At 60.8% G+C, this 21721-nt stretch carries 23 protein-coding genes; 10 read left to right on the top strand and 13 right to left on the bottom strand.

Translation table 11 applies throughout. The annotated features are described in order from the left end of the window. Window position 1: 1 nt before the first annotated feature. Window positions 2–337, bottom strand: coding sequence for a hypothetical protein (locus GOB87_RS05970; RefSeq protein ID WP_166313785.1), 336 nt, complete (start codon window positions 335–337; stop codon window positions 2–4). A gap of 177 nt (window positions 338–514) precedes the next feature. Here GOB87_RS05970 and GOB87_RS05965 point away from each other — a divergent pair, with 177 nt between their 5' ends. The 3 genes from GOB87_RS05965 (at window position 515) to der (ending at window position 4197) form a co-directional block, all read left to right on the top strand. After that, window positions 515–1204: a hypothetical protein gene (locus GOB87_RS05965; RefSeq protein WP_166313783.1), complete on the top strand. Its 690-nt coding sequence runs from the start codon at window positions 515–517 to the stop codon at window positions 1202–1204. Between the two features lie 55 nt (window positions 1205–1259). Further along, the gene (locus GOB87_RS05960) at window positions 1260–2654 is read left to right on the top strand and encodes an outer membrane protein assembly factor BamB family protein (RefSeq protein ID WP_166313781.1); all 1395 of its coding nucleotides are present in this window, start codon (window positions 1260–1262) and stop codon (window positions 2652–2654) included. 79 nt (window positions 2655–2733) lie between these two features. After that, window positions 2734–4197: a ribosome biogenesis GTPase Der gene (der, locus tag GOB87_RS05955; RefSeq protein WP_242006198.1), complete on the top strand. Its 1464-nt coding sequence runs from the start codon at window positions 2734–2736 to the stop codon at window positions 4195–4197. Window positions 4198–4206: 9 nt separating this feature from the next. On the opposite strand, the gene GOB87_RS05950 is transcribed toward der, so the two are convergent. From GOB87_RS05950 to GOB87_RS05925, 6 genes are all read right to left on the bottom strand, one after another. Beyond that, the gene (locus GOB87_RS05950; RefSeq protein ID WP_264806521.1) at window positions 4207–5313 is read right to left on the bottom strand and encodes a radical SAM protein; all 1107 of its coding nucleotides are present in this window, start codon (window positions 5311–5313) and stop codon (window positions 4207–4209) included. A 143-nt stretch (window positions 5314–5456) separates the two neighbouring features. Beyond that, window positions 5457–5831, bottom strand: a complete 375-nt coding sequence (locus GOB87_RS05945; protein WP_166313777.1) for a hypothetical protein — start codon at window positions 5829–5831, stop codon at window positions 5457–5459. Between the two features lie 93 nt (window positions 5832–5924). Then, window positions 5925–7244, bottom strand: coding sequence for a dihydroorotase (locus GOB87_RS05940; protein WP_166313775.1), 1320 nt, complete (start codon window positions 7242–7244; stop codon window positions 5925–5927). 38 nt (window positions 7245–7282) lie between these two features. After that, entirely contained in the window at window positions 7283–9055 is a 1773-nt protein-coding gene (gene asnB / locus GOB87_RS05935) for an asparagine synthase (glutamine-hydrolyzing) (RefSeq protein ID WP_166313773.1), read from the bottom strand. 1 nt (window position 9056) lies between these two features. Then, window positions 9057–10136, bottom strand: coding sequence for a glycosyltransferase (locus tag GOB87_RS05930; RefSeq protein WP_242006196.1), 1080 nt, complete (start codon window positions 10134–10136; stop codon window positions 9057–9059). 47 nt (window positions 10137–10183) lie between these two features. Continuing rightward, a complete protein-coding gene (locus tag GOB87_RS05925; protein ID WP_166313771.1) occupies window positions 10184–11095 on the bottom strand; it encodes a glycosyltransferase family 9 protein in 912 nt (303 codons plus the stop codon). 228 nt (window positions 11096–11323) lie between these two features. On the opposite strand from GOB87_RS05925, the gene GOB87_RS05920 reads away from it, so the two are divergent. Then, complete coding sequence (locus GOB87_RS05920; RefSeq protein ID WP_166313769.1) at window positions 11324–12565, top strand: argininosuccinate synthase; 1242 nt, start codon at window positions 11324–11326, stop codon at window positions 12563–12565. Window positions 12566–12651: 86 nt separating this feature from the next. Then, window positions 12652–13149 (top strand): FKBP-type peptidyl-prolyl cis-trans isomerase, encoded by a 498-nt coding sequence (locus GOB87_RS05915; RefSeq protein ID WP_166313767.1) that lies wholly within the window; start codon window positions 12652–12654, stop codon window positions 13147–13149. Between the two features lie 48 nt (window positions 13150–13197). Here GOB87_RS05915 and GOB87_RS05910 read toward each other — a convergent pair whose 3' ends face one another. After that, complete coding sequence (locus GOB87_RS05910; RefSeq protein ID WP_242006186.1) at window positions 13198–13470, bottom strand: hypothetical protein; 273 nt, start codon at window positions 13468–13470, stop codon at window positions 13198–13200. Between the two features lie 93 nt (window positions 13471–13563). Here GOB87_RS05910 and GOB87_RS05905 point away from each other — a divergent pair, with 93 nt between their 5' ends. The 3 genes from GOB87_RS05905 to GOB87_RS05895 are packed head-to-tail and all read left to right on the top strand — an operon-like array spanning window position 13564 to window position 15628. Next, on the top strand, window positions 13564–14037 hold the full coding sequence (locus tag GOB87_RS05905; RefSeq protein WP_166313765.1) for a c-type cytochrome: 474 nt from the start codon (window positions 13564–13566) through the stop codon (window positions 14035–14037). Between the two features lie 45 nt (window positions 14038–14082). After that, on the top strand, window positions 14083–15078 hold the full coding sequence (trpS, locus tag GOB87_RS05900; protein WP_166313763.1) for a tryptophan--tRNA ligase: 996 nt from the start codon (window positions 14083–14085) through the stop codon (window positions 15076–15078). Window positions 15079–15130: 52 nt separating this feature from the next. Further along, window positions 15131–15628: a CinA family protein gene (locus GOB87_RS05895; protein ID WP_166313761.1), complete on the top strand. Its 498-nt coding sequence runs from the start codon at window positions 15131–15133 to the stop codon at window positions 15626–15628. A 9-nt stretch (window positions 15629–15637) separates the two neighbouring features. On the opposite strand, the gene tmpT is transcribed toward GOB87_RS05895, so the two are convergent. Genes tmpT through hslV form a run of 4 tightly spaced genes read right to left on the bottom strand, consistent with a single transcriptional unit; the run spans window position 15638 to window position 18659 of the window. Then, window positions 15638–16279, bottom strand: a complete 642-nt coding sequence (tmpT, locus tag GOB87_RS05890; protein WP_166313759.1) for a thiopurine S-methyltransferase — start codon at window positions 16277–16279, stop codon at window positions 15638–15640. Between the two features lie 13 nt (window positions 16280–16292). After that, window positions 16293–16748, bottom strand: a complete 456-nt coding sequence (locus GOB87_RS05885; RefSeq protein WP_166313757.1) for a SufE family protein — start codon at window positions 16746–16748, stop codon at window positions 16293–16295. Then, complete coding sequence (hslU, locus tag GOB87_RS05880; protein WP_166313755.1) at window positions 16748–18064, bottom strand: ATP-dependent protease ATPase subunit HslU; 1317 nt, start codon at window positions 18062–18064, stop codon at window positions 16748–16750. The genes GOB87_RS05885 and hslU overlap by 1 nt, the downstream gene beginning before the upstream one ends. A 4-nt stretch (window positions 18065–18068) precedes the next feature. Beyond that, window positions 18069–18659, bottom strand: a complete 591-nt coding sequence (hslV, locus tag GOB87_RS05875; RefSeq protein WP_166313835.1) for an ATP-dependent protease subunit HslV — start codon at window positions 18657–18659, stop codon at window positions 18069–18071. Window positions 18660–18758: 99 nt separating this feature from the next. Here hslV and GOB87_RS05870 point away from each other — a divergent pair, with 99 nt between their 5' ends. Continuing rightward, the gene (locus GOB87_RS05870) at window positions 18759–20474 is read left to right on the top strand and encodes a SulP family inorganic anion transporter (protein WP_166313753.1); all 1716 of its coding nucleotides are present in this window, start codon (window positions 18759–18761) and stop codon (window positions 20472–20474) included. Here GOB87_RS05870 and GOB87_RS05865 read toward each other — a convergent pair. Then, a complete protein-coding gene (locus GOB87_RS05865; protein WP_166313751.1) occupies window positions 20459–20719 on the bottom strand; it encodes a helix-turn-helix domain-containing protein in 261 nt (86 codons plus the stop codon). The genes GOB87_RS05870 and GOB87_RS05865 overlap by 16 nt on opposite strands. 261 nt (window positions 20720–20980) lie before the next feature. Between GOB87_RS05865 and GOB87_RS05860 the strand changes: the two genes are divergently transcribed. Then, on the top strand, window positions 20981–21721 hold the full coding sequence (locus GOB87_RS05860) for a S24 family peptidase (protein ID WP_166313749.1): 741 nt from the start codon (window positions 20981–20983) through the stop codon (window positions 21719–21721).

Here is a 21721-nt window from a genome sequence, read left to right as displayed (position 1 = left end):
CTCAGTAGCTGTTCTGGGAAGATGGCGGCGTGTTGGTATAATCCTTGTTCAGCCGAACCGCATTCTGTTCAGCCGTAAGCCCGGTCGGACCTTCTGCAACCGAACGGGCCACATTGGGCATCAGATCCGGGCGGCTCCAGCAATCGACGCCACTCCATCCAGCGGTGCAGTATGGCTGGGGCGGCGGCGGCGTTTCGGGCGGCGAACACCAGCCCACCCCCTTCTCCAGTTCGGCCGCGCTGCAATCGCGCCCCATGGCGAACGAACCGATCTGCGGCGCGGAACACCCAGCCAGAATCGGCAACAGCAAAGGAACGATGAGACGCTTGCTAACCATGCCTTCGCTTGTGCCCTGACGGCATGAAGAAACACTTACCAAGCGCCGCTTTCCATAGGGTTTGCCGCAATCCTTCCGCCCGGCTATTGTCCGCCAAAATACCCTGTGCCGCTCATTCCCTGTCACCGCGCGATGAAATGGGAAGAGAAATCTGCCCGATGGAGAGCCCAAATCCCTGTGACTGACGAAATCTTCAAGGAAGCGGAGACGGAATTCCGCATCGAACAGATTCGCCAAAGGGCCCGGAGGCTTGCTGGCGTGGGAATCGGTCTGGTGATCGTGCTCGGCGTCGGCGCGGCAGGCTGGAGCTATCGTCACGCCCATATGCAGGAACAGACGCGCACTCTTTCCGCGGCCTATATCAAGGCACTGAAGGATATGGGGTCCGATACGTCCGTGGCCGGCACCAGCGCGCCACTGACAGACACGCAGAAGGCCGCCATCACACAACTGGATCGTGTCGCCACCTCCGGCACGGGCGATATCGCAACCCTCGCCCGACTGAGGCTTGCCGCGTCACAGGCCGTCCATGGCGACGTGAAACAGGCGCTCGCTCAGTGGAACGACATTCAGACAGCCGCGACGGTCGATCCACAACTCCGTGCCCTTGCTACGCTTTTATGGTGTCAGTGGCAGCTTGATGACGGAGATATTCCCACTCTGCGCTCCCGTCTCTCCCTTTTGGTCGGTCAGCACGATGCTTTCTCCGCTCTCGCCAGCGAACAGTTGGCGGCGCTGGACATCCGCACGGGCGACATGAAAAGCGCCACCCAGAAACTGACCTCCCTGATGCAGGATCCCGGCGCGCCATCGGGCGTGAGGATGCGCGCAGGCGCCCTGCTCCAGACGCTTGGCGCGGCTGGCTGATACACCAGAACATGCGCCCTTCTCTTTCGCCCTCCCTATCGTCGAGAATACCTTCATGAACCAGCTCGCCCGCAACAGCCGTCGCGGTTTCCTGCGGACCCTGCTGACCGGAACGGTGGCGATGCCCGCCCTCGCCGGATGCAGCCTGTTCGATGATGAGAAAAAGCCCACTCTGGCCGGTCATCGCGTGCCGGTGCTGAGTTCGCGCGGCGGCCTGGTCGTGAGCAAAAGCAATGAGCCGCAGCCCGCTATCACCGTTCCGGCCCCGCTGAAAACGACGGACTGGCCGATGAGCGGCCGCACCCCCAGTCATGTCGGAGCGAACTACGCCTGGTCGGGTCAATTGCACCGCCGCTGGACCCGCTCCATTGGCCATGGCACCTCGGAGCCGGATTTTCTCGCCTTTGCGGCCCTCGGTTCCAACGGCGAAAGCGTATTGCAGGCCTCGCCCGTCATTCATCAGGGCCGCATCTTCACGATGGATGCGGCCGGAATCGTGCGGGCCTTCTCATGGCCGGGCATGAAGGAAGAGTGGCATTTCAACCCCAAACCCAGCCGCCTGAAATCCAGCGATCTCGGCGGTGGGATCGGGGCCAATGGCGACACGCTCTATATTGTCGATGGCGTGTCGCAGACGGTGGCGGTGGAAACCGCGACCGGAAAAGTGAAATGGCGCATCAACCTCGACACACCGGGCCGTTCGGCTCCCACCATCGCCAATGGCCGCGTGTTCGTCACCACCATTGACGGACGTCTCTTTGCGCTCGACGCCACATCCGGCCACCAACTCTGGACCTATTCGGCCACATTGGCGGAAACCGTGATGTTCGGCCTTCCTGCGGTGGCTGTGGTGAACGGTATCGTGCTGGCAGCGTTCGGTTCGGGTGATCTGGCGGCACTGCGTGAGGAAAGTGGCGAGGTGGTCTGGAGCGACACGCTCAGCGCCGGCAACGGACAGGCTTCGGCTCTCGATTTTTCCTGCATCCGCAGTCTCCCTGTCGTGCAGGGCGGCACGGCTTATGCCGCCAGTGTGGCCGGCTCATTCGTGGCCATCGATATGCGCTCCGGCCGTCGTCTGTGGGAGCGCTCAATCGCCAGCATGAACGCGATTCTTGTCGTGGATGACTGGCTTTTCATCATTACGCTCGATGAACAGGTGGCCTGCCTCGATCGCCTCACGGGTCAGGTCCGCTGGATCACCCAGTTGCGGCAGTATCGCCGCGTCAGCGCCAAGAAAGATGGCGTGACATGGACCGGCCCGGTGCTGGCCAATGGCAAACTCCTGTGCGTCAGCACGCTGCCGGATAATGGCCTCGTCTCACTCGACCCACGCAACGGTCAGCTTCTTGCCCTTGAGAAGATGCCCGCGCCGACGGTCGTAGAACCTATTTTCTCCGACGGCCTGATGCTGATCGTCGATAACCGGGGTGACCTTTCCGCCTATGGCTGACACACCACACACACGACGGGGCTCGCGCCGTAACCAGCGCCTCCCGCTCCGCCCGGAAGCGCCGCTGCCCACCGGGCAGATGGCCACGGTGGTCATTGCCGGACGCCCCAATGTCGGCAAATCGACGATATTCAACCGTCTGGTGGGCCGCCGTCAGGCGCTTGTGGCCGATCAACCGGGCGTCACCCGTGATCGCAAGGAAGGCGAAGCCACGCTGCGTGGACGCACCGTGCGTCTGATCGACACCGCTGGACTGGAAGAATCAGGCCCCGACACACTGTTCGGACGGATGCGCGCCTCCTCCGAACAGGCCGTGCAGACGGCTGATCTCGTGCTGTTCTGCATCGACGCCCGTGCCGGTATCACACCCGCCGATGAGCATTTTGCCACATGGCTGCGCCGCCAGAACCGTCCCATTCTTCTCGTCGCCAACAAAGCCGAAGGAAAAGCCGGGGCGGCAGCGGCCATGGAAGCCTTTTCGCTCGGGCTGGGCACGCCAATCGGCATTTCCGCCGAACATGGCGACGGCATCGCAGACTTGATGACAATGATCGTGGACGCTCTGCCTCCCGAAGCACCTCGCGAGAAAAAAGAGAAGCCGTCCGCAAAACCGGTCGTCAAAAAGACCGAAGCGACAGTCAGCCTGTCCGATATTCTCGAAGGCACAGCCGAGCTTCCCGAAGATGTGTCTCTCGTGGATGCTGAAGAAGACATCGAAGTTCCTTCTCCCGGCCCGCTTAAAATCGCCTTTGTCGGACGCCCGAATGCCGGAAAGTCCACGCTTCTCAATCGCGTGCTGGGCGAGGAACGCATGATTACCGGCCCGGAACCCGGTCTTACGCGGGATTCCGTGGCTGTCATCGCGCGTGACGAGCACGGTGAAGTGCAGGTTGTCGATACAGCCGGTCTGCGCCGCAAGGCCCGCATTGACGAGTCACTGGAGAAAATGTCCACGTCCGCCACGATTGAGGCGCTCAAGCGTGCCGAAGTCGTGGTGCTGGTGATTGATGCGTTGTCTGGCATCCACGATCAGGATCTGCACATTGCCCGCCTGATCGAGCGTGAAGGCCGCGCCTGCGTCATTGCGCTGAACAAATGGGATGCCGTGGAAGATCGCGTGGCAACCCGCAAGGCGATCCATGACCGGCTCGATATCTCTCTGGCCCAGATGCGCGGGCTGCCGGTCGTGGCATTTTCCGCCCGAACCGGCGCAGGTGTAAACAAGCTGCTTCCCGCCGTGCGGCACGTGGCGAATATCTGGAACTCGCGCGTGCCTACGGGTGAGCTGAACCGCTGGTTCGAGATGATGCTGGACCGTCATCCGCCGCCGCTGGTGAGCGGACGCCGCCTCAAGCTGCGCTACATCACGCAGGTTAAAGCCCGGCCGCCCACATTTCTGGTCTTTGGCACACGCGCCGACCAGTTGCCCGACGATTACAAACGCTATCTGGTGAATGGCCTGCGTGAGACCTTTGGACTGGAAGGCGTGCCGATCCGCCTTCAGTTACGAGGCACAAAAAACCCCTATGCTGATGAAGCATAGGGACACACCTCAACTGGCGGAATAGCCTCGACACATACGAAAAAGCAGACCGGCTTCCTGAAGCGTGGACTTTGCCGATTCCAGAACACGGCGATTGAAGACAGATTGCGCCGCCTGCCTCACCTGCGCTTGCGCGAGATAATCCAGCGCCTCAGTTGCGGCTAGCGGTGCATACATCATCGTGCTGCTATCACGGTAACAGGACATCATGCAGTTCGTGCATGGTGTGCGATCATCAGCAATTTTATCGAATTCAAAAACCGATCCCATCGGCTGGTTCCATGCCTCGCACCGCCAGACATTCAGTTTCCAGTCCATATAGAAATATTTATAGCCCCCCACACAGGGAAAGTGCTCACGTTCACCACGAATGTGACGTTGAATGTCGCGTATGGAGGCCGTGGGATTGAGCACGGGAAAACTCTTTTTCATTTCCACAATGCGATCAAGCACCTTAATCAGTTCATCATCCGTGAAATCAATGAGATCACTGTCTTCATTGAAAACCAGCGATGAAGAGTCGAAAGCTTCCCGCCGGGGATAGGAAAACGTCACTCCACTGAATCCCAAGCTTCCCAATGTGTCAGGAAGTTTTGCAAAATCCACCAGACGCGACACCGTGACGGAGGCCATCACCGGAATTCGGCGCGCACTCATATAGGCAATGCCATCGCGGATACGCTCGCCCACTCCCCGCAGACCCCGATTTTTCTCATGGACAGCGATATCGTCACTATCGATGGAGATGAACAGCGCCTTAAGACCCGCATCCGCCAGTTCACGCGCACGTTCTGGCAATGACCACCCATTGGTGATCAGATTCGTCTTCATATCGTGACGCCGTACCGCTGCCACCATATCAACGATGCGGGGATGCAGCAGCGGCTCGCCCCCCTGAAAATCAACGAAAGAGATATTGCGTCGTGACAGAATGGGAAGCGCGCGAATGAACTCGCCCGCATCGATGAAATGACGCGCCTTGCCTTTCATGCGGGATTTGGCAAAACCACAGAAATCACAATCGGCATTACAGTAATCCGTAACGGAAACATCCAGAGCGGCAGGCAAAAGGGACGCCGCTCGTGCTCCCAGATGGGACGAATTACTGGTGCTCACGTCAAACCCTCCGGTCAGAGTGTTTCAGAAACAGTCAAAAGCACTGTAACATATTGAAACGTCAATTCAGACCGGAAGAACGAAGATGTCTCCCATTCGTTTCCTTGGGATCACAAGAAAATGAGAAATATCTTCAACGAATTTCAGTGTTTCTTGCCGAACTTTGCATCCGCTGCTTTGAGCTGAGACGCAATTTTCGTGAAATTGGCGCCGATCCGCTTCTGAACAGCCGAACTACCTTCTTGAATATGGCCCATCTTCACTTTTGCTTCATTGCTGATGGCGGTCTGCTGTTTCGTGGCTTCCCGCGAAACGCAGGCATTATAGGTGCGCGCAGCCTTCTCGTAGGTCGTGGCTTTGTCGATGCTCGCGTTGTAGCGCTCCACCGACGACACATCGAGCGACGGCATGGACGGCTCGGAGCCGCACCCCTGCGCATTCCACACACCTTCAGCGTGTGCGGCGACCGGGGCTGCGGCAAGAGCGAAAATGGCGAACAGACGGACAGGAAACGTCATGATCTTGCGATGTCCTTGTGCGAGGGCCCCATGCCCCCGTTCTCGACTCGGAAGTTCTGAAAACAGACTTCCTCACCGCTTCATCTCATCGGATCACGGCAGGAAACAGGCAAGACGTCCCTGAGGCTCGCCCAAAACGCTGTCCTCACGCATGACGGTGCGCCCGCGCACGATGGTCGCCATCGGCCAGCCCCTGATCGACTTGCCATCGAACGGACTCCAGCCCGCCGGTGTGACCAGCCATGTGTTGGAAATGCGCCGCCGTGCCTTCATGTCCACCAACGTGAAATCCGCGTCATACCCGACGGTCAAACGCCCCTTGGCCTGCAGGCCGTAAACCCGTGCCGGCCCCGCCGCCATCGTGTCCACCAGACGCGCAAGCCACAAACGGCCCGCATTCACATGGTCCAGCATGACCGGCACGATCGTCTGCACGCCCGTCAGGCCGGACGGACATTCCAGCCACGGCTTTTCCTTCGCTTCACGCGAATGCGGCGCGTGGTCGGACGAAATCACATCCACCATGCCATCCTGCACGGCCCGCCACGCCGCGTCCTGATGCCGCTGGTCGCGGATTGGCGGATTCATCACCGCCATACCGCCCAGTTCGTGATAACATTCCGGCCCAACCTGCGAGAGATGGTTCACCAGACATTCGGTGGTAGCGATATCGCGGTAGTTCTGGAGGAATTTGTACTCCTCCTCCGTCGAAACATGCAGGATATGAACCGGACGGTGCGTCTTGCGGGCCAGCGCCACGATGCGCCGTGTGCCAAGGAATGCGCACTCCGCGTCACGCCAGACCGCGTGCATCTCGTACGGCATACCGACCTCGAACTCCTTGCGGCGCGCCTGCAGGCGATATTCGTCTTCGGAGTGAAATGACACACGCCGATGACCGCTGCGCAACACAGCCTCGATGCCGTCATCGTCCTCAATCATCAAATCGCCGGTGGATGAGCCGGCGAACACCTTGACGCCACATACTCCATCGAACTGCTCGTAAGCCGCAAGATCCGGCGTGTTTTCGCGCGTCGCACCGATATAGAACGCGAAATCGACCCACGACTCCCGTGAGGCGTATTCCTGCTTCCAGCGCAGCATTTCCGTGTTGGTCACCGCAGGCTTGGTGTTCGGCATGTCGAACACGGTCGCCACTCCGCCAAGCGCCGCTGCCTTCGTGCCTGTCGGGATGCTTTCCACCGCCGGATTGCCTGGATCGCGCAGATGCACATGCGCGTCGATCAGCCCGGGCAGGACATGCAAACCGCGTGCGTCGATCACCTCCGCTGCCTCTGCTCCCGCTTCGACCGCAATCGAGGCGATTTTCCCATCCACCACACCGATGTCGGTTTCGGCCTCGCACCACGGAAGAATACAGGTGCCTCCCCGGATGATCAGATCGTAGCGCATGGTCGTCCGTGTCCTTCCGATGATGAACGGCTTTAGTGTCAGTAGACGCGCAAGGTATCAGAGACGCAGCCATCGGGCGACACGCCCTCGATGTGAATACGGTGCCACAGGGCGAGAAACAGCAGCGCCCATGCCGCCAGCCCCTCTTTGCGCCCCGAAGCCCCGCGAAAGAGCGCCTCCACCCGATCCGGTCTGGCCAGCCCCGCGACAGCAGTTTGCCGCGCCACCAGCGGACCGAGTTGAACGCCCTGCTCTTCGATCCACGCTCCTACTGGCACGGTGAATCCCTGTTTGGGCGCAAACGGTCGGGAAGAGGGCAGTTCCTGTTCCAGCCAGCGACGCAGCAGGTATTTCCCCTGTCCGTTACGGATTTTCAGATGCGCGGGCAGATTCCACGCCACTTGCGCCACCACCGGATCAAGCAACGGCGTCCGGCCTTCCAGACCGTGCGCCATCAGGCAACGGTCAAGTTTGAGCAGCAGGTCGTTGGGCAACCACTCCCGCACATCCACCGCCTGCGCTGCCGCGAGACGATCTTGCCCCACACAGGCCCGTTCCGCCTCCGTCAGCCCATTTCGCCAACTAGCGGGACGTTCGCGCAACACATCCAACCCATCCAATAGACCGTGTTTGCGCATAAACCGTCCTCCCAACCACCACGGCTTTGCCGCGCGACGGTAGCGCCCATATCCCGCAAACAGTTCGTCGCCGCCTTCACCCGACAGCACGACCTTCACCTGCTCCCGCGCCTTGCGTGCCAGCAACCATGTGGGAACGATGGCATAATCCGCCACTGGATCGTCCATGCAGGCGACAATCGCAGGCAAATGTGTCCAGAAATCGCTCCGCGTCACCCGCACGATTTCGTGGGCCGCACCTACGCTGCGGGCCAGTTCGGCGGCATGGGCCGTCTCATCCGCGGCACTCGCCACATCGAACCCTGCCGTCCATGTCAGCAACGGCGCCGAACCGCTGCTTTCCCGACGCAATCTCGTCATGGCCGCCAGCACGCAGGAACTGTCGATACCGCCCGAGAGAAAGAGTCCAAACGGCACATCCGCCCGCTCATGAGCGCGCACACTGTCGAGCAATGCGCCGTCCAGACGTGCAAGCGCCTTGTCTTCCGCAATAGTCTCGGCATCAGCCGCAGGCGTAGCAGCTACAAAACGACGCGAGACGATCTCGCCCCGATGAATCTCCAGCGTCTCGCCCGGCTTCACGCGCTCGATGCCGTCAAAAATGGTCTGCGTGCCTGTTGTGAACTGAAGCTGCACAAGTTCCAGTGGCTTTTCGGAACGTATGTCCGCCTTTACCAACCCGGCACGAATGAGCGTCATCGGCTCCGACGCAAATGCTACGCCGTCTTCCAGACGCGCAATGTAGAGCGGCTTGATACCGAACGGATCACGCGCCAGAAGCAGACGCCCATCCTGCCCCTCGTCCAGAGCAATGGCGTACATGCCCCGCAGAGCGCGAGCGAAACCGGGACCATCCTCCTGCCACGCTACAAGAGCGGACTCACAATCGCTATGGGTCGTGAAACGCGCGTCACCCAGCCGGGCACGGATCGCAGGATCGTTGTAGATTTCTCCATTGGCGATAAGCGCTGCACAGCCTGCATGAAGCGGCTGATCCCCGCCTGCAATGTCCACAATGGCCAGTCTTGTGTGCACCAGATCGATGCCGTCACGCCGCTCCACATGAGCGCCATCAGGACCGCGATGGGCGAGTGCTGCCGCCAACCGGTCCAGCACCTCCCGCGATCTGGGAGAGGCACCCGGTCGATACGCAATACCCGCAATACCGCACATTTTAGACGCCCGGCTGAACGGATGGGTCCGGGGCCACGTTTCGCATAAACCCCAGCCACGCTTCTAATACGGGCTGCGGCGCAAACTGCCGATCGTATGTCGCCCGCCCCGCCAGTGCCAGACGCCGTGCCAGAGCGTGATCGCCCAATGCCCGCGCGATCTCCGTCGCCAGCGCCGCATCATCGTCGATGGCGGCGAGCAGACCGTTCCGACCATGCACGATCAGTTCACGCGGCCCTTGCGAGGCGGCCGCGACAACAGGGCGAACGCCGGAAAAGCCTTCCAGCACCACATTGCCCAGAGGCTCATGACGCGAAGGACAGACCAGCACATCGCACGCCCGCACCAGACGCGCTGCGTCCGCCCAGCCGGGCATGAACACCCGGTCGCGCACCCGCTCCGTCCGCACCAGCGTCTCCAGCATTTCGCGCTCCGGCCCCTCTCCCGCGATCATGAGCCGCACGCCGGGCAGACGCTTCATGGCGCGGATCAGCACATCGAACGCCTTGTTCGTGTGCAGCCGTCCAAGTGCGAGAATGAACGGCACACCGGGTGGAATCTCAGGCGGACGCCACGGCTCGACATTTCGGATATCGGTCGCGAAATTGGGCACGTAATGCGCACGGTCCTGCGGCCATCCCTGACGGATCATCCACGCGACCAGACCGTGCGTGTTCCCCACCAGATGCTCGCAGCGTTTGTAATAGGACAGATCGTAAAACCCACCGAGCCGCCCTGCGAGCGTCCATGGCCCACTGGGCGAGAAACGTGCGGCCCGGTTCATCCAGGCCACGACCACGTCCGGATGGAAAGCACGCAGCGCGGCATTGAGTTTCGGACGCGTCAGCAGGTCCGCCTGCCCGCCAAAGCGCAGTTCGCGGGGCGTCAGCCCACCAGCCTTCAGCCGAGCAAGCCGTGCTTCATCACGTCGGATGACCGGCAGAACGGGCACGCCTGCCTTTGCCTGCGCGATGCACAGCCGCTCAAAAAACAGTTCTGCTCCACCGGCCGCGGCACCCGCCATCACATGGGCGACACGCGGCACGACAGCCGGCGTCACCGGCATCATGGCGCCGGGCATGAGCAGTTCCGGGTCCAGATGCCGTGAAAGATCGCCAGATATCAGGGTCATGCCGCCGCCTCTGCTCTGGATGCGCCAAGAAGAACCAGCGCCTCTTCGGCCACCACTTCAATGTCCAACCCAGCGATGGGAGCCTCACCATCCGGACCCGGCGCCACCACCCATGCGGTTCGCCGCCCGCTTGGCGCGTATTCGCTCGCCCTTGAGGGTCCGAACAATCCAAGAGTGGGTGTTCCGGCGGCTGCGGCAAGGTGCATGAGACCGGAATCATTGCCCACGAACAGATCGCAACGCTCCAGCATGGCCGCCGTCTGGGCCGGAGAGAAACGGCCACCAGCGTCAATCGCGCCTTCAATGTCCAGAAGAGGCGCAGCCATAGCGCGTTCCGTCTTGCCCGGGCCATACAGCACCGCCAGCCGATGGTGGGGAAAGGCGCGGTGCAAGACATGCCACAGAGCCACAAAACGCTCTGCGGGCCAGACCTTGCCCTCCCAGTTGGCCGTTGGCCCAAAGGCGATCACGGGGCCATCCCCCAGCACGTCACAGGCGACGGCACGATCCGCCTCATCCGTCCATACAACCGGCATGGGGGGCGGATTCAGACCAAGCACCTCTCCAACATGCGCAACCCGAGCGCCGCTCCGGCGCCCTCCCCGCATGATCCGGCGGGTACGGGCGCGAAGAAAATATCCTGTCATGGAACCGCGCAGGTCGATCACCATGTCCCAACGTTGCCCCACGCAGACGCGCCAGAGGTCCAGCCAGTGCCGGTCATGTCGCCGCTTGGTCATGACGATCAGACGTTCAAGGCGGGGCATGCGCTCGAACAGACCCGCCGCCACCGGTCCGCAGGCCACGGTGAACCGCGCATCCGGCCGTGTCCGAATTAGATGGTCGAGCAGTCCTGTGGACAGGACGGCATCGCCAAGCCGCGTGGCCGTGATGAAGAGAATGCGCATTAGAACTAAGTGATAGCTGCGCGGCCCGCCATCGCCAAGAGACCTGCAAACTCTGTATCAATCTTGGAAATGATCTTGGTGGGAGCGGGATGACCTTGAGGGCGGAATGACCTTGGGGGTGGTGCAGCATGGCCAACGAGTGCTAGGGAGCGCGGATGAACTCCTTATCTTTGAGCACCCCAAAGATGGGAGGCAACTCGAACATAGATTAATTCTAGAGAGGCTCGCATGGCAGGCGCCGACGGCAACAGACGTATCAAGAAGGTCGTTCTGGCCTATTCGGGCGGCCTCGACACCTCGGTCATCCTGCGCTGGTTGCAGACGACCTATGGCTGCGAGGTCGTCACTTTCACCGCCGATCTGGGTCAGGGCGAAGAGCTTGAGCCAGCCCGCAAGAAGGCCGAAATGTTCGGTGTGAAGGAAATCTTCGTCGAGGATCTGCGCGAGACCTTCGTGAAGGATTTCGTGTTCCCGATGTTCCGGGCGAACACGCTCTATGAAGGCCAGTATCTTCTCGGCACCTCCATCGCCCGTCCGCTGATTGCCCAGCGCCAGATCGAAATTGCCGAGCAGGTCGGTGCCGACGCCGTGGCGCATGGCGCAACCGGCAAGGGTAACGATCAGGTCCGTTTCGAGCTGGCCTATTATGCGCTCAAACCCGACATTCAGGTGATCGCCCCGTGGCGTGAGTGGGATCTGACGTCGCGCACACGCCTGCTGGCCTTCGCGGAAGAGCATCAGATTCCGGTCACCAAGGATAAGCGCGGCGAAGCTCCGTTCTCCGTGGACGCTAACCTTCTGCACTCCTCCTCCGAGGGCAAGATCCTCGAAGACCCCGCCATTGGCGCGGAAGAGATTGTCTTCCAGCGCACGATCGCGCCGGAAGCGGCTCCCGACAAAGCAACCGAGATCACCATCGATTTCGTCTCGGGCGATCCGGTCGCCATCAATGGCGAGGCCATGTCACCCGCCACGCTGCTGACCAAGCTGAACGAGTTGGGTCGTGCCAATGGCATCGGACGTCTGGATCTCGTGGAGAACCGTTTCGTCGGCATGAAGTCGCGCGGCATTTACGAGACGCCGGGCGGGACGATCCTTCTGACGGCGCATCGCAGCATCGAATCCATCACGCTCGACCGCGAGGCCATGCACCTCAAAGACAGCCTGATGCCGAAATATGCCGAGATCATCTATAACGGTTTCTGGTTCTCGCCCGAGCGCCGGATGCTTCAGGCCCTGATCGATGCATCCCAGCATTCTGTCACGGGCCGCGTGCGTCTGAAGCTCTACAAGGGCAACGTGATCTGCGTGGGCCGTGAAAGCCCGAACAGCCTGTATGACACCCGCGTCGTCACGTTCGAGGATGATGAGGGCGCCTATAACCAGCAGGACGCGCAGGGCTTCATCAAGCTCAATGCGCTACGCCTGCGTCTGGGCGGCCAGATCGGTCGTCGCGGCGGCTCGCTCTGACGCTTCCAGTTCTGCCCCGTAGTGTAACAACCTCGGGGCAGACTGCACGTTTCTGCCTGATCCTGAACAAAATCCGAGGTAACAAGGTGCGTTTCTTTCCGAAATCCCATCGTATCCTGCCGATCGCACTGGCGGGGGCCCTGTGTCTGCCGATCGTTGCCTGCGGGAACAAGGACGAGCCGGAACCTACGGCCGAGCAGATCATGCAGAAGGAAATTTCCCAGCCGGGCGTGAAAGTTCTGCCAGACGGACTGGCCTACAAAGTGCTGACTTCCGGCCCCAAGGATGGTGCGTCTCCCCGCAAGGGCGACATGATGATGCTGATCTATGAAGGCCGTCTGCCGGATGGGTCGATCTTCGACAGTTCCGATCAGCACGGTCAGGGTGCCTATATGCGCATGCCGCTCGACGGGCTGGTACAGGGCTGGATGGAAGCGCTGCCCATGATGCATGTGGGCGACACATGGATGCTCTACGTCCCGGCCAAGCTGGGCTACGGCAACCGTGAACTGGGCATCATCCCATCCAACAGTCCGCTGATCTTCAAGATCCAGCTTCTGGGTGTGGATCACGCCTCCGAGTAACACCCGAACCGCCCTTTCCCGTTATAGGAAAGGGCGGTTTTTCTTTTATCACTTCGGCTTTTTCTTCGCGCCGCTCTTCTTTTCAGGAAACATCGCCTTGCAGGCAGGAGAAAGCTTTTCACGCTTGGCCTGAAGACAGGAGGCAATCTTCTTCTCGTTGGGAATGTCGAAGGTGCAGAACTTGAGTGCATCTCCCTTGCAGGCGGCTGTCTGCTGCTCCCGCGTCGCAGCATGGGCCTGCGACAAGACGCTTCCTGTCGCAAGACCGACAATAACGGCGCAGGTAAATGAGACGGACATGAAATGACGAGAAGAATTCATCGTCTGGGCTCCTTGGAATTGTACATGAAAAACAACGCAGCCGACCGGAAAACGATCTCTTCATTTCTATGTCGCCGGTCTCGCACAGGATGCATGCCCACCACCATCCGCCTGAGCCGCTCGCTCCTGCCGGTCATGGCCATTCTCCTTTTTCTGGGAGGCTGCTCGCGCCATCCCACCGCGCGTTATCTCTATGGATCAAACTGCGGGATCTGTCATCACGGAGGACAGGGGATGGCAGGTTCGGTCCCGCCGTTGATCGGGCGCATCGACAGGATCGCCGCGACACCTGAAGGCCGCGCCTATCTCGCCGCGGTGCTCATGAACGGATTGAGCGGCCCGATAAAGGCTAATGGCTCCCCTTACAACGCCGAGATGCCCCTCTTCCGGTATCTTAAGGACGACCAGGCCGCCACCATTCTGACATGGCTGTCCGAACAGGGCGGCACGAAGCCCGCTCCAAAAATCATGCCCGAAGACGTGGCTTATGCCCGCGCCCATCGCATTGGCGCGAGCGGAGTGGCAAATCTGCGCGACAAACTCTCCCACACGCAGGGCATGCCCTAATCCCCGCTTGACCCGCTGCCCTGAAACACCCGAGAACATCACCCCATGACACGCGTATTCTCCGGCATCCAGCCGACCGGCATTCCTCACTTGGGCAACTATCTCGGCGCCATCCGCAACTGGGTGGCGTTGCAGGACGATCATGAGTGCATTTTCTGTCTTGTGGATTTGCACGCCATCACGGTGTGGCAGAACCCAACTGAACTGCGTGAGCAGACCCGCCAGCAGGCCGCCGTGCTGCTCGCCTCCGGTATCGACCCGGTGAAACACATTCTCTTCAACCAGTCCGCCGTGAGCGCGCATACCCGTCTGGGCTGGATTTTCAACTGCGTCGCCCGTCTGGGCTGGCTCAACCGGATGACGCAGTTCAAGGACAAGGCAGGCAAAGACCGCGAGAACCACTCGGCGGGTCTGTATGTCTATCCCAATCTGATGGCCGCCGACATTCTGGCCTACAAGGCCACCCGAGTGCCGGTGGGCGATGACCAGCGCCAGCATATCGAACTGGCCAACGACATCGCCAAGAAGTTCAACCATGATTACGAAGTTGAGTTCTTTCCCGAGATCGAAGCCTTCGTGCCTCCACAGGCCGCGCGCGTGATGAGCCTGCGTGACGGCGCGAAAAAGATGTCCAAGTCCGATGCCTCCGCCCAGAGCCGCATCGACATGACGGATGATGCCGACACCATCGCTCTCAAGATCCGTCGCGCCAAGACCGACCCCGAGCCGCTGCCCTCCTCCCCCGAAGGACTGGCCGAACGCCCGGAGGCCCGTAACCTCGTGGGGCTCTACGCGGCTCTTGCCGACCAGACTCCGGAACAGGTTCTTCAACAGCACGGCGGCGAGGGTTTCGGTCCGTTCAAGAAAGCACTGACGGACGTTCTCGTCGCCCGGATCGAACCGATTGCACAGGAAACGGCGCGTCTTCTGGGTGATGTGCCCCACATTGATGCCATTCTGCGCGACGGTGGCCAGCGGGCAGCCACCATTGCCGATCCGATCGTCACGGAAGCGGAGCGTCTTGTGGGCTTTTTGAAGTAAGGTAACCATTGGGACGCCGCCGAGCGTCCCTTTTCACAGGAAGGATTGCCTCATGACCGCCTCCCTTCCCTCCACCATTCTGATCGAGGCAAAAAATCTTCTGGAAGCGCTGAAAGCTGCCGGTCTCATGATCGTCACAGCCGAGAGTTGCACGGGCGGTCTCATCACGAGCGCGCTTACGCATCATGCCGGTTCGTCGGTGGCCGTTTCCGGCGGGTTTGTGACCTACTCCAACACCATGAAAGAATCATGTCTCGGCGTTGCGCCGGAACTGCTGAAAACATGGGGGGCGGTCAGTGAGCCTGTAGCGAAAGCCATGGCATCAGGCGCTCTCGATCACGCGCCAGATGCGGATATCGCCATCTCCACGACCGGTATCGCCGGTCCTGACGGCGGCACGCCCACCAAGCCCGTCGGACTGGTGTGGTTTGGCGTCCAGCGACGCGGACAACCTCCCTATTCGGAAAGCCGGATTTTTGACGGCGACAGGGAAAGCGTGCGGGCACAGACCGTACAACATGCCCTGCACCTTGCTCATCAAGTGATCTGAGAGTTCACGTCAGCTTCCGAAAACAGGCGAGAGATGCCACAGGCTTTCAGTGCCGGGGCATTTTCCCTTCACGGATGTCGGGCGCGAAACCACCTCACTGACACGATACGCCGTGCCATAAAGCGTTTTCACCTCATCTCCCGATACCGCGAAAGGCGGTCCGGAGACCTGCTGCTGATCGTAATCGAGCGTCACCAGCAGTTGCGGCACGTCCCCCGTCAGGGCCGTGACATGCGCTGCATAACGCGCGCGCACTTCTTTCGGCAGGGCAACGAGCGCGGCCCGATCCCACGTCGCCGCCACTTTACCCAAGGTATCGGCATCGAGATCGAAGATATTGCCTTCAAAAATCCGTAAGCCGGGTGCCGCGTGGCAGGTCAATGCCCCCACTTTCGTCGTATGCGGCGTGAGATGCAGATCCTCGAACAGTTCCAGCACGGCAATCGGGCTGAGTTCCACGCCCACTACCGCATAGCCTTGCGAACGCAGCCAGCCTATATTGAGCGTCTTGCCACAGAGCGGCACAAACACGGACGCCCCCGGTTTCAGATTCAGGACCGACAGATTCTCCGTCAGCAGCGGGTTGGGGCTGGTCTCATGGAAACCCGTCTCACGACGGTCCCATTTGTCCAGCCAGAACGTCGTGTCCATGCGTGCCGTCTCCTCAGTCCGCGTCCTGCTCGTGCGCAGCACGGGTGCGAATGGCCCGTGCCATCGCTTCCACCCCATTGCCCCGGTTGGTCGAAAGCGCCTGCACCAGACCGAGATCGCTCAGGAAAGACGGATCGGTTGCCAAGATTTCCTCTGGTGTGCGCCCGGAATAAACCCGCAGCAGCAACGCCACGAGACCGGACACGATGGCCGCGTCAGACGCTCCGGCAAAATACAGCAGACCGTTCTCGTCCTTGTGGGCCTCCAGCCAGACCTGACTCTGGCAACCGGGCACACGATGAGCATCATCCGTCCATTGCGGCGGGAATAGCGGCAGCTTGCGCCCCAATTCGATGATGTACTGATAACGGTCCATCCAGTCATCGAAGAGATCAAGCTCCTCTCCAATGGCTGCAATGGCATCCTGCGCCGTTTCATCTTCCGGTTTGACGAAAGGATCGACTGTCATCACAGGATAAACCGGCTGAGGTCACCCTTGTTGGCAAGGGGTTCGACACGTTCACGCACAAGGTCACCTGTCACGGTGATGGTCTCGCCCTTGTGTTCGGACGCCGTGAAAGAGATGTCTTCCAGCAGCTTTTCCATAACTGTCGCCAGACGCCGCGCACCGATGTTCTCAACCCGCTCGTTCACATCCGCGGCCAGTTCAGCCAACGCATCGATCGCCGCGTCCTCGAACTCAAGCGTGACACCTTCGGTTTCCAGCAGGGACTTATACTGCCGCACCAGCGAGTGTTCCGGCTCCGTCAGAATGCGACGCAGATCGTCGCGCGAGAGCGGCTGAAGCTCCACGCGGATCGGCAGACGGCCCTGAAGCTCGGGCAACAGATCGGACGGTTTCGCCAGATGGAACGCGCCCGATGCTACGAACAGGATGTGGTCCGTCTTCACGGGACCGTATTTCGTGGAAACGGTCGTGCCTTCGATCAGCGGCAGCAGATCACGCTGCACGCCTTCACGGGACACGTCTCCACCGCGAAATCCCCCCTCGGACGAGCGCGCACACACCTTGTCGATCTCATCGAGAAAGACGATGCCGTTGTCCTGCACATGCTGCACCGCCTCGCGAGTCAGGGCATCGGAATCCAGCAATTTGTCCGCTTCTTCGCGGATGATCTGCTCACGCGCGGCGGCGACCGTCATGCGCTTGGTCTGCGGCGCACGGCCCATGATGTTTTTCATCATGTCCCCGAAGTTCAGCGCGGCCCCCGGCGGCATTCCCGGCATCTCGGGACCGGATGACGCTGCCGGATCGGGCGTGATGGCGATCTCGATTTCCTTGTCGTCCAACGTGCCGCCGCGCAGCAGCTTGCGAAAATGCGAGCGCGTATCGGCAGAGGACGCCTCTCCAGCCAGAACGCTCACCAGACGCTCCTCAGCCGCACTCTCGGCGCGCGGACGCACATCGCGACGGCGCTGATCGCGCAGCATGGTGATGGCGACCTCAACCAGATCGCGCACGATGCTCTCCACATCGCGCCCGACATAGCCCACTTCCGTGAACTTGGTGGCTTCCACCTTCAGGAACGGTGCCTGCGCCAACTTGGCTAATCTGCGCGCGATCTCGGTCTTGCCGCAGCCGGTCGGACCGATCATGAGGATGTTCTTGGGAACGACTTCCTCGCGCAGACCTTCGGGCAACTGCGCCCGCCGCCAGCGGTTACGCAACGCGATGGCCACCGCGCGCTTGGCGTCGGTCTGACCAATGATGAAGCGGTCGAGTTCCGCCACCGTCTCGGACGGCGAGAAATGAATGATGCTCATGATATCACTCACCCTTCGTCTCGGACTCGCCGATGACTTCCAGCGTGACCGAGTGGTTGGTGTACACACAGATATCGCCCGCGATCCGCATCGCCCGCTTGGCAACCTCACTGGCCGAAAGCCCCTCGATCGGCAGCAGGGCACGCGCGGCGGACAGCGCAAAATTGCCGCCCGAACCGATTGCGATAATGCCGTCTTCGGGTTCCAGCACGTCACCGTTGCCTGTCACGGTGTAGGAATGATCCTTGTCCGCCACAATGAGCATGGCTTCCAGCCGCCGCAGATAACGATCCGTGCGCCAGTCCTTGGCCAGTTCCACGCAGGCGCGCTCAAGCTGGTTGGGGAAGCGCTCCAGCTTGGCTTCCAGCCGCTCCAGCAACGTGAAAGCGTCCGCCGTGGCGCCTGCGAACCCGGCCAGAATGTTCCGCTTCGCGCCGATGCGGCGCACCTTGCGCGCATTGCCCTTGATGACGGTCGGGCCGAGGGACACCTGCCCATCACCGGCCATGGCCACCTCTCCGTCCCGACGGACGCAGAGAATGGTGGTGCCGTGCCACCCGACAGGATCGTGCTGCGAAGTCTGGTATGTATTCATGGTCATGAGAAATAGGCACTTTGTCGCCGATCACAAGAGGCGCACCTTCCTCCCCCCGCTGGCATCAGCCCCCGGACGCAAGACAGGACCCGACCGGGTATGAACACCCCCGCACCCCAGAACAGGCCGCCCAATGGCTCCCCCTCTTTCCTGCGCGATGTGGTGGCTGGGCTGACGCTCGCCTCCGTCAATATTCCGCAGGTGCTGGGATACACCCGCATAGCCGCCATGCCCGCGGTGACCGGACTCTACACGGCCCTTCTGCCCCCGCTGGCCTTCGCGCTGCTCGGCTCCTCGCGCCATCTGGTCGTCGCAGCCGATTCCGCAACGGCCGCCATTCTCTCGGGAGGTCTTGCCCCATTGGCCGAGCCGGGATCGCCGCATTACGTGGCCATGGTCGGTGTCGTGACGCTGCTATGTGCGGCCTTCCTTCTTGTGGGCCGGATATTTCGTCTGGGGTTCCTTGCAGATTTTCTGTCTCTAACCGTGCTCATGGGCTTTCTGACAGGTGTAGGTCTTCAGGTGTCGCTGACCATGCTTCCCGAAATGCTGGGGCTGCATATCACCGGCCCGACAGCCCTGATCGTGTTCGCACGGACACTGGCAGCGTTTGTGCATCTGCACCCGCTTTCCGCCTTTCTGTCTCTCGTGACCGTTCTGTGCGTGACGGGTGGCCGTCGCTTTGTGCCGGACGCCCCCATACCGCTTCTTGTCATCGTCTTCGCAATCGCCGCAAGCTGGCACTGGCATTTCGCCGGTCATGGCGTGACCGTGATCGGGCCGGTTGCAGGCGGTCTGCCAAGCCTTCATCTTCCATGGCTGTCATGGAACGAGACACTGGAATTATTGCCCGTCGCGGCTTCCTGCGTGTTCGTCATCATCGCCCAGAGCGTCGCCACCTCCCGCAGCTTCGCGACACGCTTTCATGAGCCTCTGGACGCTGACGCCGATATTCTCGGCCTCAGCGCCGCCAATCTTGCGGCAGCCATAAGTGGCGCCTTCACCGTCAACGGCAGCCCCACCCAGACCGCTATGGGTGTGCGGGCCGGCGCACGCACGCAGCGGGCACAGGTGGTCTTCTCCCTTACTGCCCTTGTGGTACTGCTCTTTCTCACGGCTCCCCTCCAGTTTCTGCCGCGCTGTGTGCTGGCCTCCATCGTGCTGGTCATCGCCATGGGCATGGTGAACATGAAGGGCATCCGAGCGCTCCGACATGAAAGCCCCGGCGAATTTCGGCTGGCCTTGATCACCGCTGCCGCCGTGGTGGCGATCAACGTGCAGCAGGGTATTTTTCTCGCCATCGCCATCTCGCTGTTCCGGCATGTGCGCCACAGCTATGAGCCGCACACCATGATCCTGCATCCACGCCCCAACGGACGAGGCTTCGAGGTCGAGCCGGCAACGCCGGGGTCCGAAAGTGAGCCGGGACTGGTGATCTACCGCTTTGGCGCGGACCTGTTTTACGCCAACAGCACCCATTTCGCTGACGATATCCGCGAGATCGTGGCACACGCTCCCTCTCCCGTGCATTGCCTCGTGCTGGATGCCAGCGCGATGACCGATATCGATTATTCGGCCGCTCAGACCATGCGGGAACTGCTGGCCGAACTCTCGGGTGAACACATCACAGTCTTTCTCGGACGGGTCAGCCCATGGCTGCGCAGCGATATGGACCGTCACGGGCTGACTGCGCTCATTGGAGCAGAGCGTATCCGCTCCACGTTGCATGAAGCCGTGGACGCCGCCGAAAAGGAATTACCTTCCCCAAGAACGGTCACTGGACACACTTCAATGACCGATCAGAACGGGCTGTAAGGCCGCAGACCGATTGCAACGCAAGAGATGTTCGAACCGGGCGCGAGCGGCTGCCCGCCGCACTCACGACGGATATCGCTGATGCGGCTGTTACGGTCCCGTACAGCGACAAGCGCCCTATGAGTGTAGGAGCGCGAAACACCCGTCATCTCGGCAATCCTGCGAATGGACGCTCCCCGCGCGGCAAGTGCTACGATCTGGCTGTCGAGAGACTCTCTGCGGTCCGGCGCAAATTTTTTCGTCATGGCGAACTTTTCCGATGAATGCTCTGTATTTTCTTCAGCGGCACTTTTCGGAGCAAAAATGATACAAAAACACAGTCACGGCCTTGTCTTTCTGCAAGGTCACGTGCCATGTTCCGGCTCCTGAAGTTCCGGGGTCGGGCCAGTTCCAACCCGGGCAGGCTGGGAGGCTCGTCTCGTGACGATTAAAACATCGTTTCCGATCATAAAATCAAGAACAAAACAGGAACATTTTAGTCTCATGTATGATATGAAAGCTGGATAATGAGACAGCCTTCTCGCCCCGTTTCTCAACGTCGCGGACGGCCACCCGGTTTGGCCGGTGGGCCGCCCCCGGACGCCTCCACCCCGCACAACAGGCTGGCGCTTGCCATTCATCGTTCAGGCAAGACGCTCAGGGACATTCGCGAGGAAACAGAAGGACAACCGGCTCTCACGACCATTCGTCGTCATCTTGACTCGGAGGGTGTCTGGAATCCCGGACTGATCGAGCGATTAGCACCTGTCTTGGGAGTCAGTGCGCAATGGCTGTTTTTCGGGGATACCGTTGAGACAAAAGAGGACAGCGAGAGCGATCTCGTCACTATTCCGTACTACAACGCTCGCGCCTCTGCCGGTTTTGGGAGCGTTTGCGATCAGGAATCTCCCACACGGATGCGTTTTCCGCGTGGCTTCGTGTCGGAAGATCTCGGCCTTCAGGCCTCTGCCGTGCTGATCGTCACGGCAGAGGGGGATTCCATGCTGCCCACCATCCGCAGCGGCGACCGATTGGTGATCGACACCCGCGAAACGGCGCGTATCGAAGGAGTTTATGCCATCGTCATGCGTGGTGCGTTGTTCGTGAAACGGGTGTCACGCACCGAGGCAGGATTTCTCGTGCAGTCGGACAACCCCATCTATCCACCCGAGACGTTTCGCGCCGAAGATACGGTGTTCGGCACACCAGTGGATGGTCACTCACTGACCATCATCGGACGCGTCGCATGGTGCCTTCACCGGGTGTGA

This window comes from Acetobacter estunensis (genome assembly GCF_011516945.1).
Taxonomy (GTDB): Bacteria; Pseudomonadota; Alphaproteobacteria; order Acetobacterales; family Acetobacteraceae; genus Acetobacter; species Acetobacter estunensis.
Note: the sequence above shows the minus strand (reverse complement) of the source record. Positions and strands in the feature narration are given on the sequence as shown.

Excerpts from the sequence above, each read along its gene's own strand:
- GOB87_RS05970 (WP_166313785.1), bottom strand. The coding sequence starts at position 337 with ATGGTTAGCAAGCGTCTCATCGTTCCTTTGCTGTTGCCGATTCTGGCT.
- GOB87_RS05960 (WP_166313781.1), top strand. The coding sequence starts at position 1,260 with ATGAACCAGCTCGCCCGCAACAGCCGTCGCGGTTTCCTGCGGACCCTG.
- der (WP_242006198.1), top strand. The coding sequence starts at position 2,734 with ATGGCCACGGTGGTCATTGCCGGACGCCCCAATGTCGGCAAATCGACG.
- GOB87_RS05945 (WP_166313777.1), bottom strand. The coding sequence starts at position 5,831 with ATGACGTTTCCTGTCCGTCTGTTCGCCATTTTCGCTCTTGCCGCAGCC.
- GOB87_RS05940 (WP_166313775.1), bottom strand. The coding sequence starts at position 7,244 with ATGCGCTACGATCTGATCATCCGGGGAGGCACCTGTATTCTTCCGTGG.
- asnB (WP_166313773.1), bottom strand. The coding sequence starts at position 9,055 with ATGTGCGGTATTGCGGGTATTGCGTATCGACCGGGTGCCTCTCCCAGA.
- GOB87_RS05930 (WP_242006196.1), bottom strand. The coding sequence starts at position 10,136 with ATGCCCGGCGCCATGATGCCGGTGACGCCGGCTGTCGTGCCGCGTGTC.
- GOB87_RS05925 (WP_166313771.1), bottom strand. The coding sequence starts at position 11,095 with ATGCGCATTCTCTTCATCACGGCCACGCGGCTTGGCGATGCCGTCCTG.
- GOB87_RS05920 (WP_166313769.1), top strand. The coding sequence starts at position 11,324 with ATGGCAGGCGCCGACGGCAACAGACGTATCAAGAAGGTCGTTCTGGCC.
- GOB87_RS05910 (WP_242006186.1), bottom strand. The coding sequence starts at position 13,470 with ATGAATTCTTCTCGTCATTTCATGTCCGTCTCATTTACCTGCGCCGTT.
- GOB87_RS05905 (WP_166313765.1), top strand. The coding sequence starts at position 13,564 with ATGCCCACCACCATCCGCCTGAGCCGCTCGCTCCTGCCGGTCATGGCC.
- trpS (WP_166313763.1), top strand. The coding sequence starts at position 14,083 with ATGACACGCGTATTCTCCGGCATCCAGCCGACCGGCATTCCTCACTTG.
- GOB87_RS05895 (WP_166313761.1), top strand. The coding sequence starts at position 15,131 with ATGACCGCCTCCCTTCCCTCCACCATTCTGATCGAGGCAAAAAATCTT.
- tmpT (WP_166313759.1), bottom strand. The coding sequence starts at position 16,279 with ATGGACACGACGTTCTGGCTGGACAAATGGGACCGTCGTGAGACGGGT.
- GOB87_RS05885 (WP_166313757.1), bottom strand. The coding sequence starts at position 16,748 with ATGACAGTCGATCCTTTCGTCAAACCGGAAGATGAAACGGCGCAGGAT.
- hslU (WP_166313755.1), bottom strand. The coding sequence starts at position 18,064 with ATGAGCATCATTCATTTCTCGCCGTCCGAGACGGTGGCGGAACTCGAC.
- hslV (WP_166313835.1), bottom strand. The coding sequence starts at position 18,659 with ATGAATACATACCAGACTTCGCAGCACGATCCTGTCGGGTGGCACGGC.
- GOB87_RS05870 (WP_166313753.1), top strand. The coding sequence starts at position 18,759 with ATGAACACCCCCGCACCCCAGAACAGGCCGCCCAATGGCTCCCCCTCT.
- GOB87_RS05865 (WP_166313751.1), bottom strand. The coding sequence starts at position 20,719 with ATGACGAAAAAATTTGCGCCGGACCGCAGAGAGTCTCTCGACAGCCAG.
- GOB87_RS05860 (WP_166313749.1), top strand. The coding sequence starts at position 20,981 with ATGAGACAGCCTTCTCGCCCCGTTTCTCAACGTCGCGGACGGCCACCC.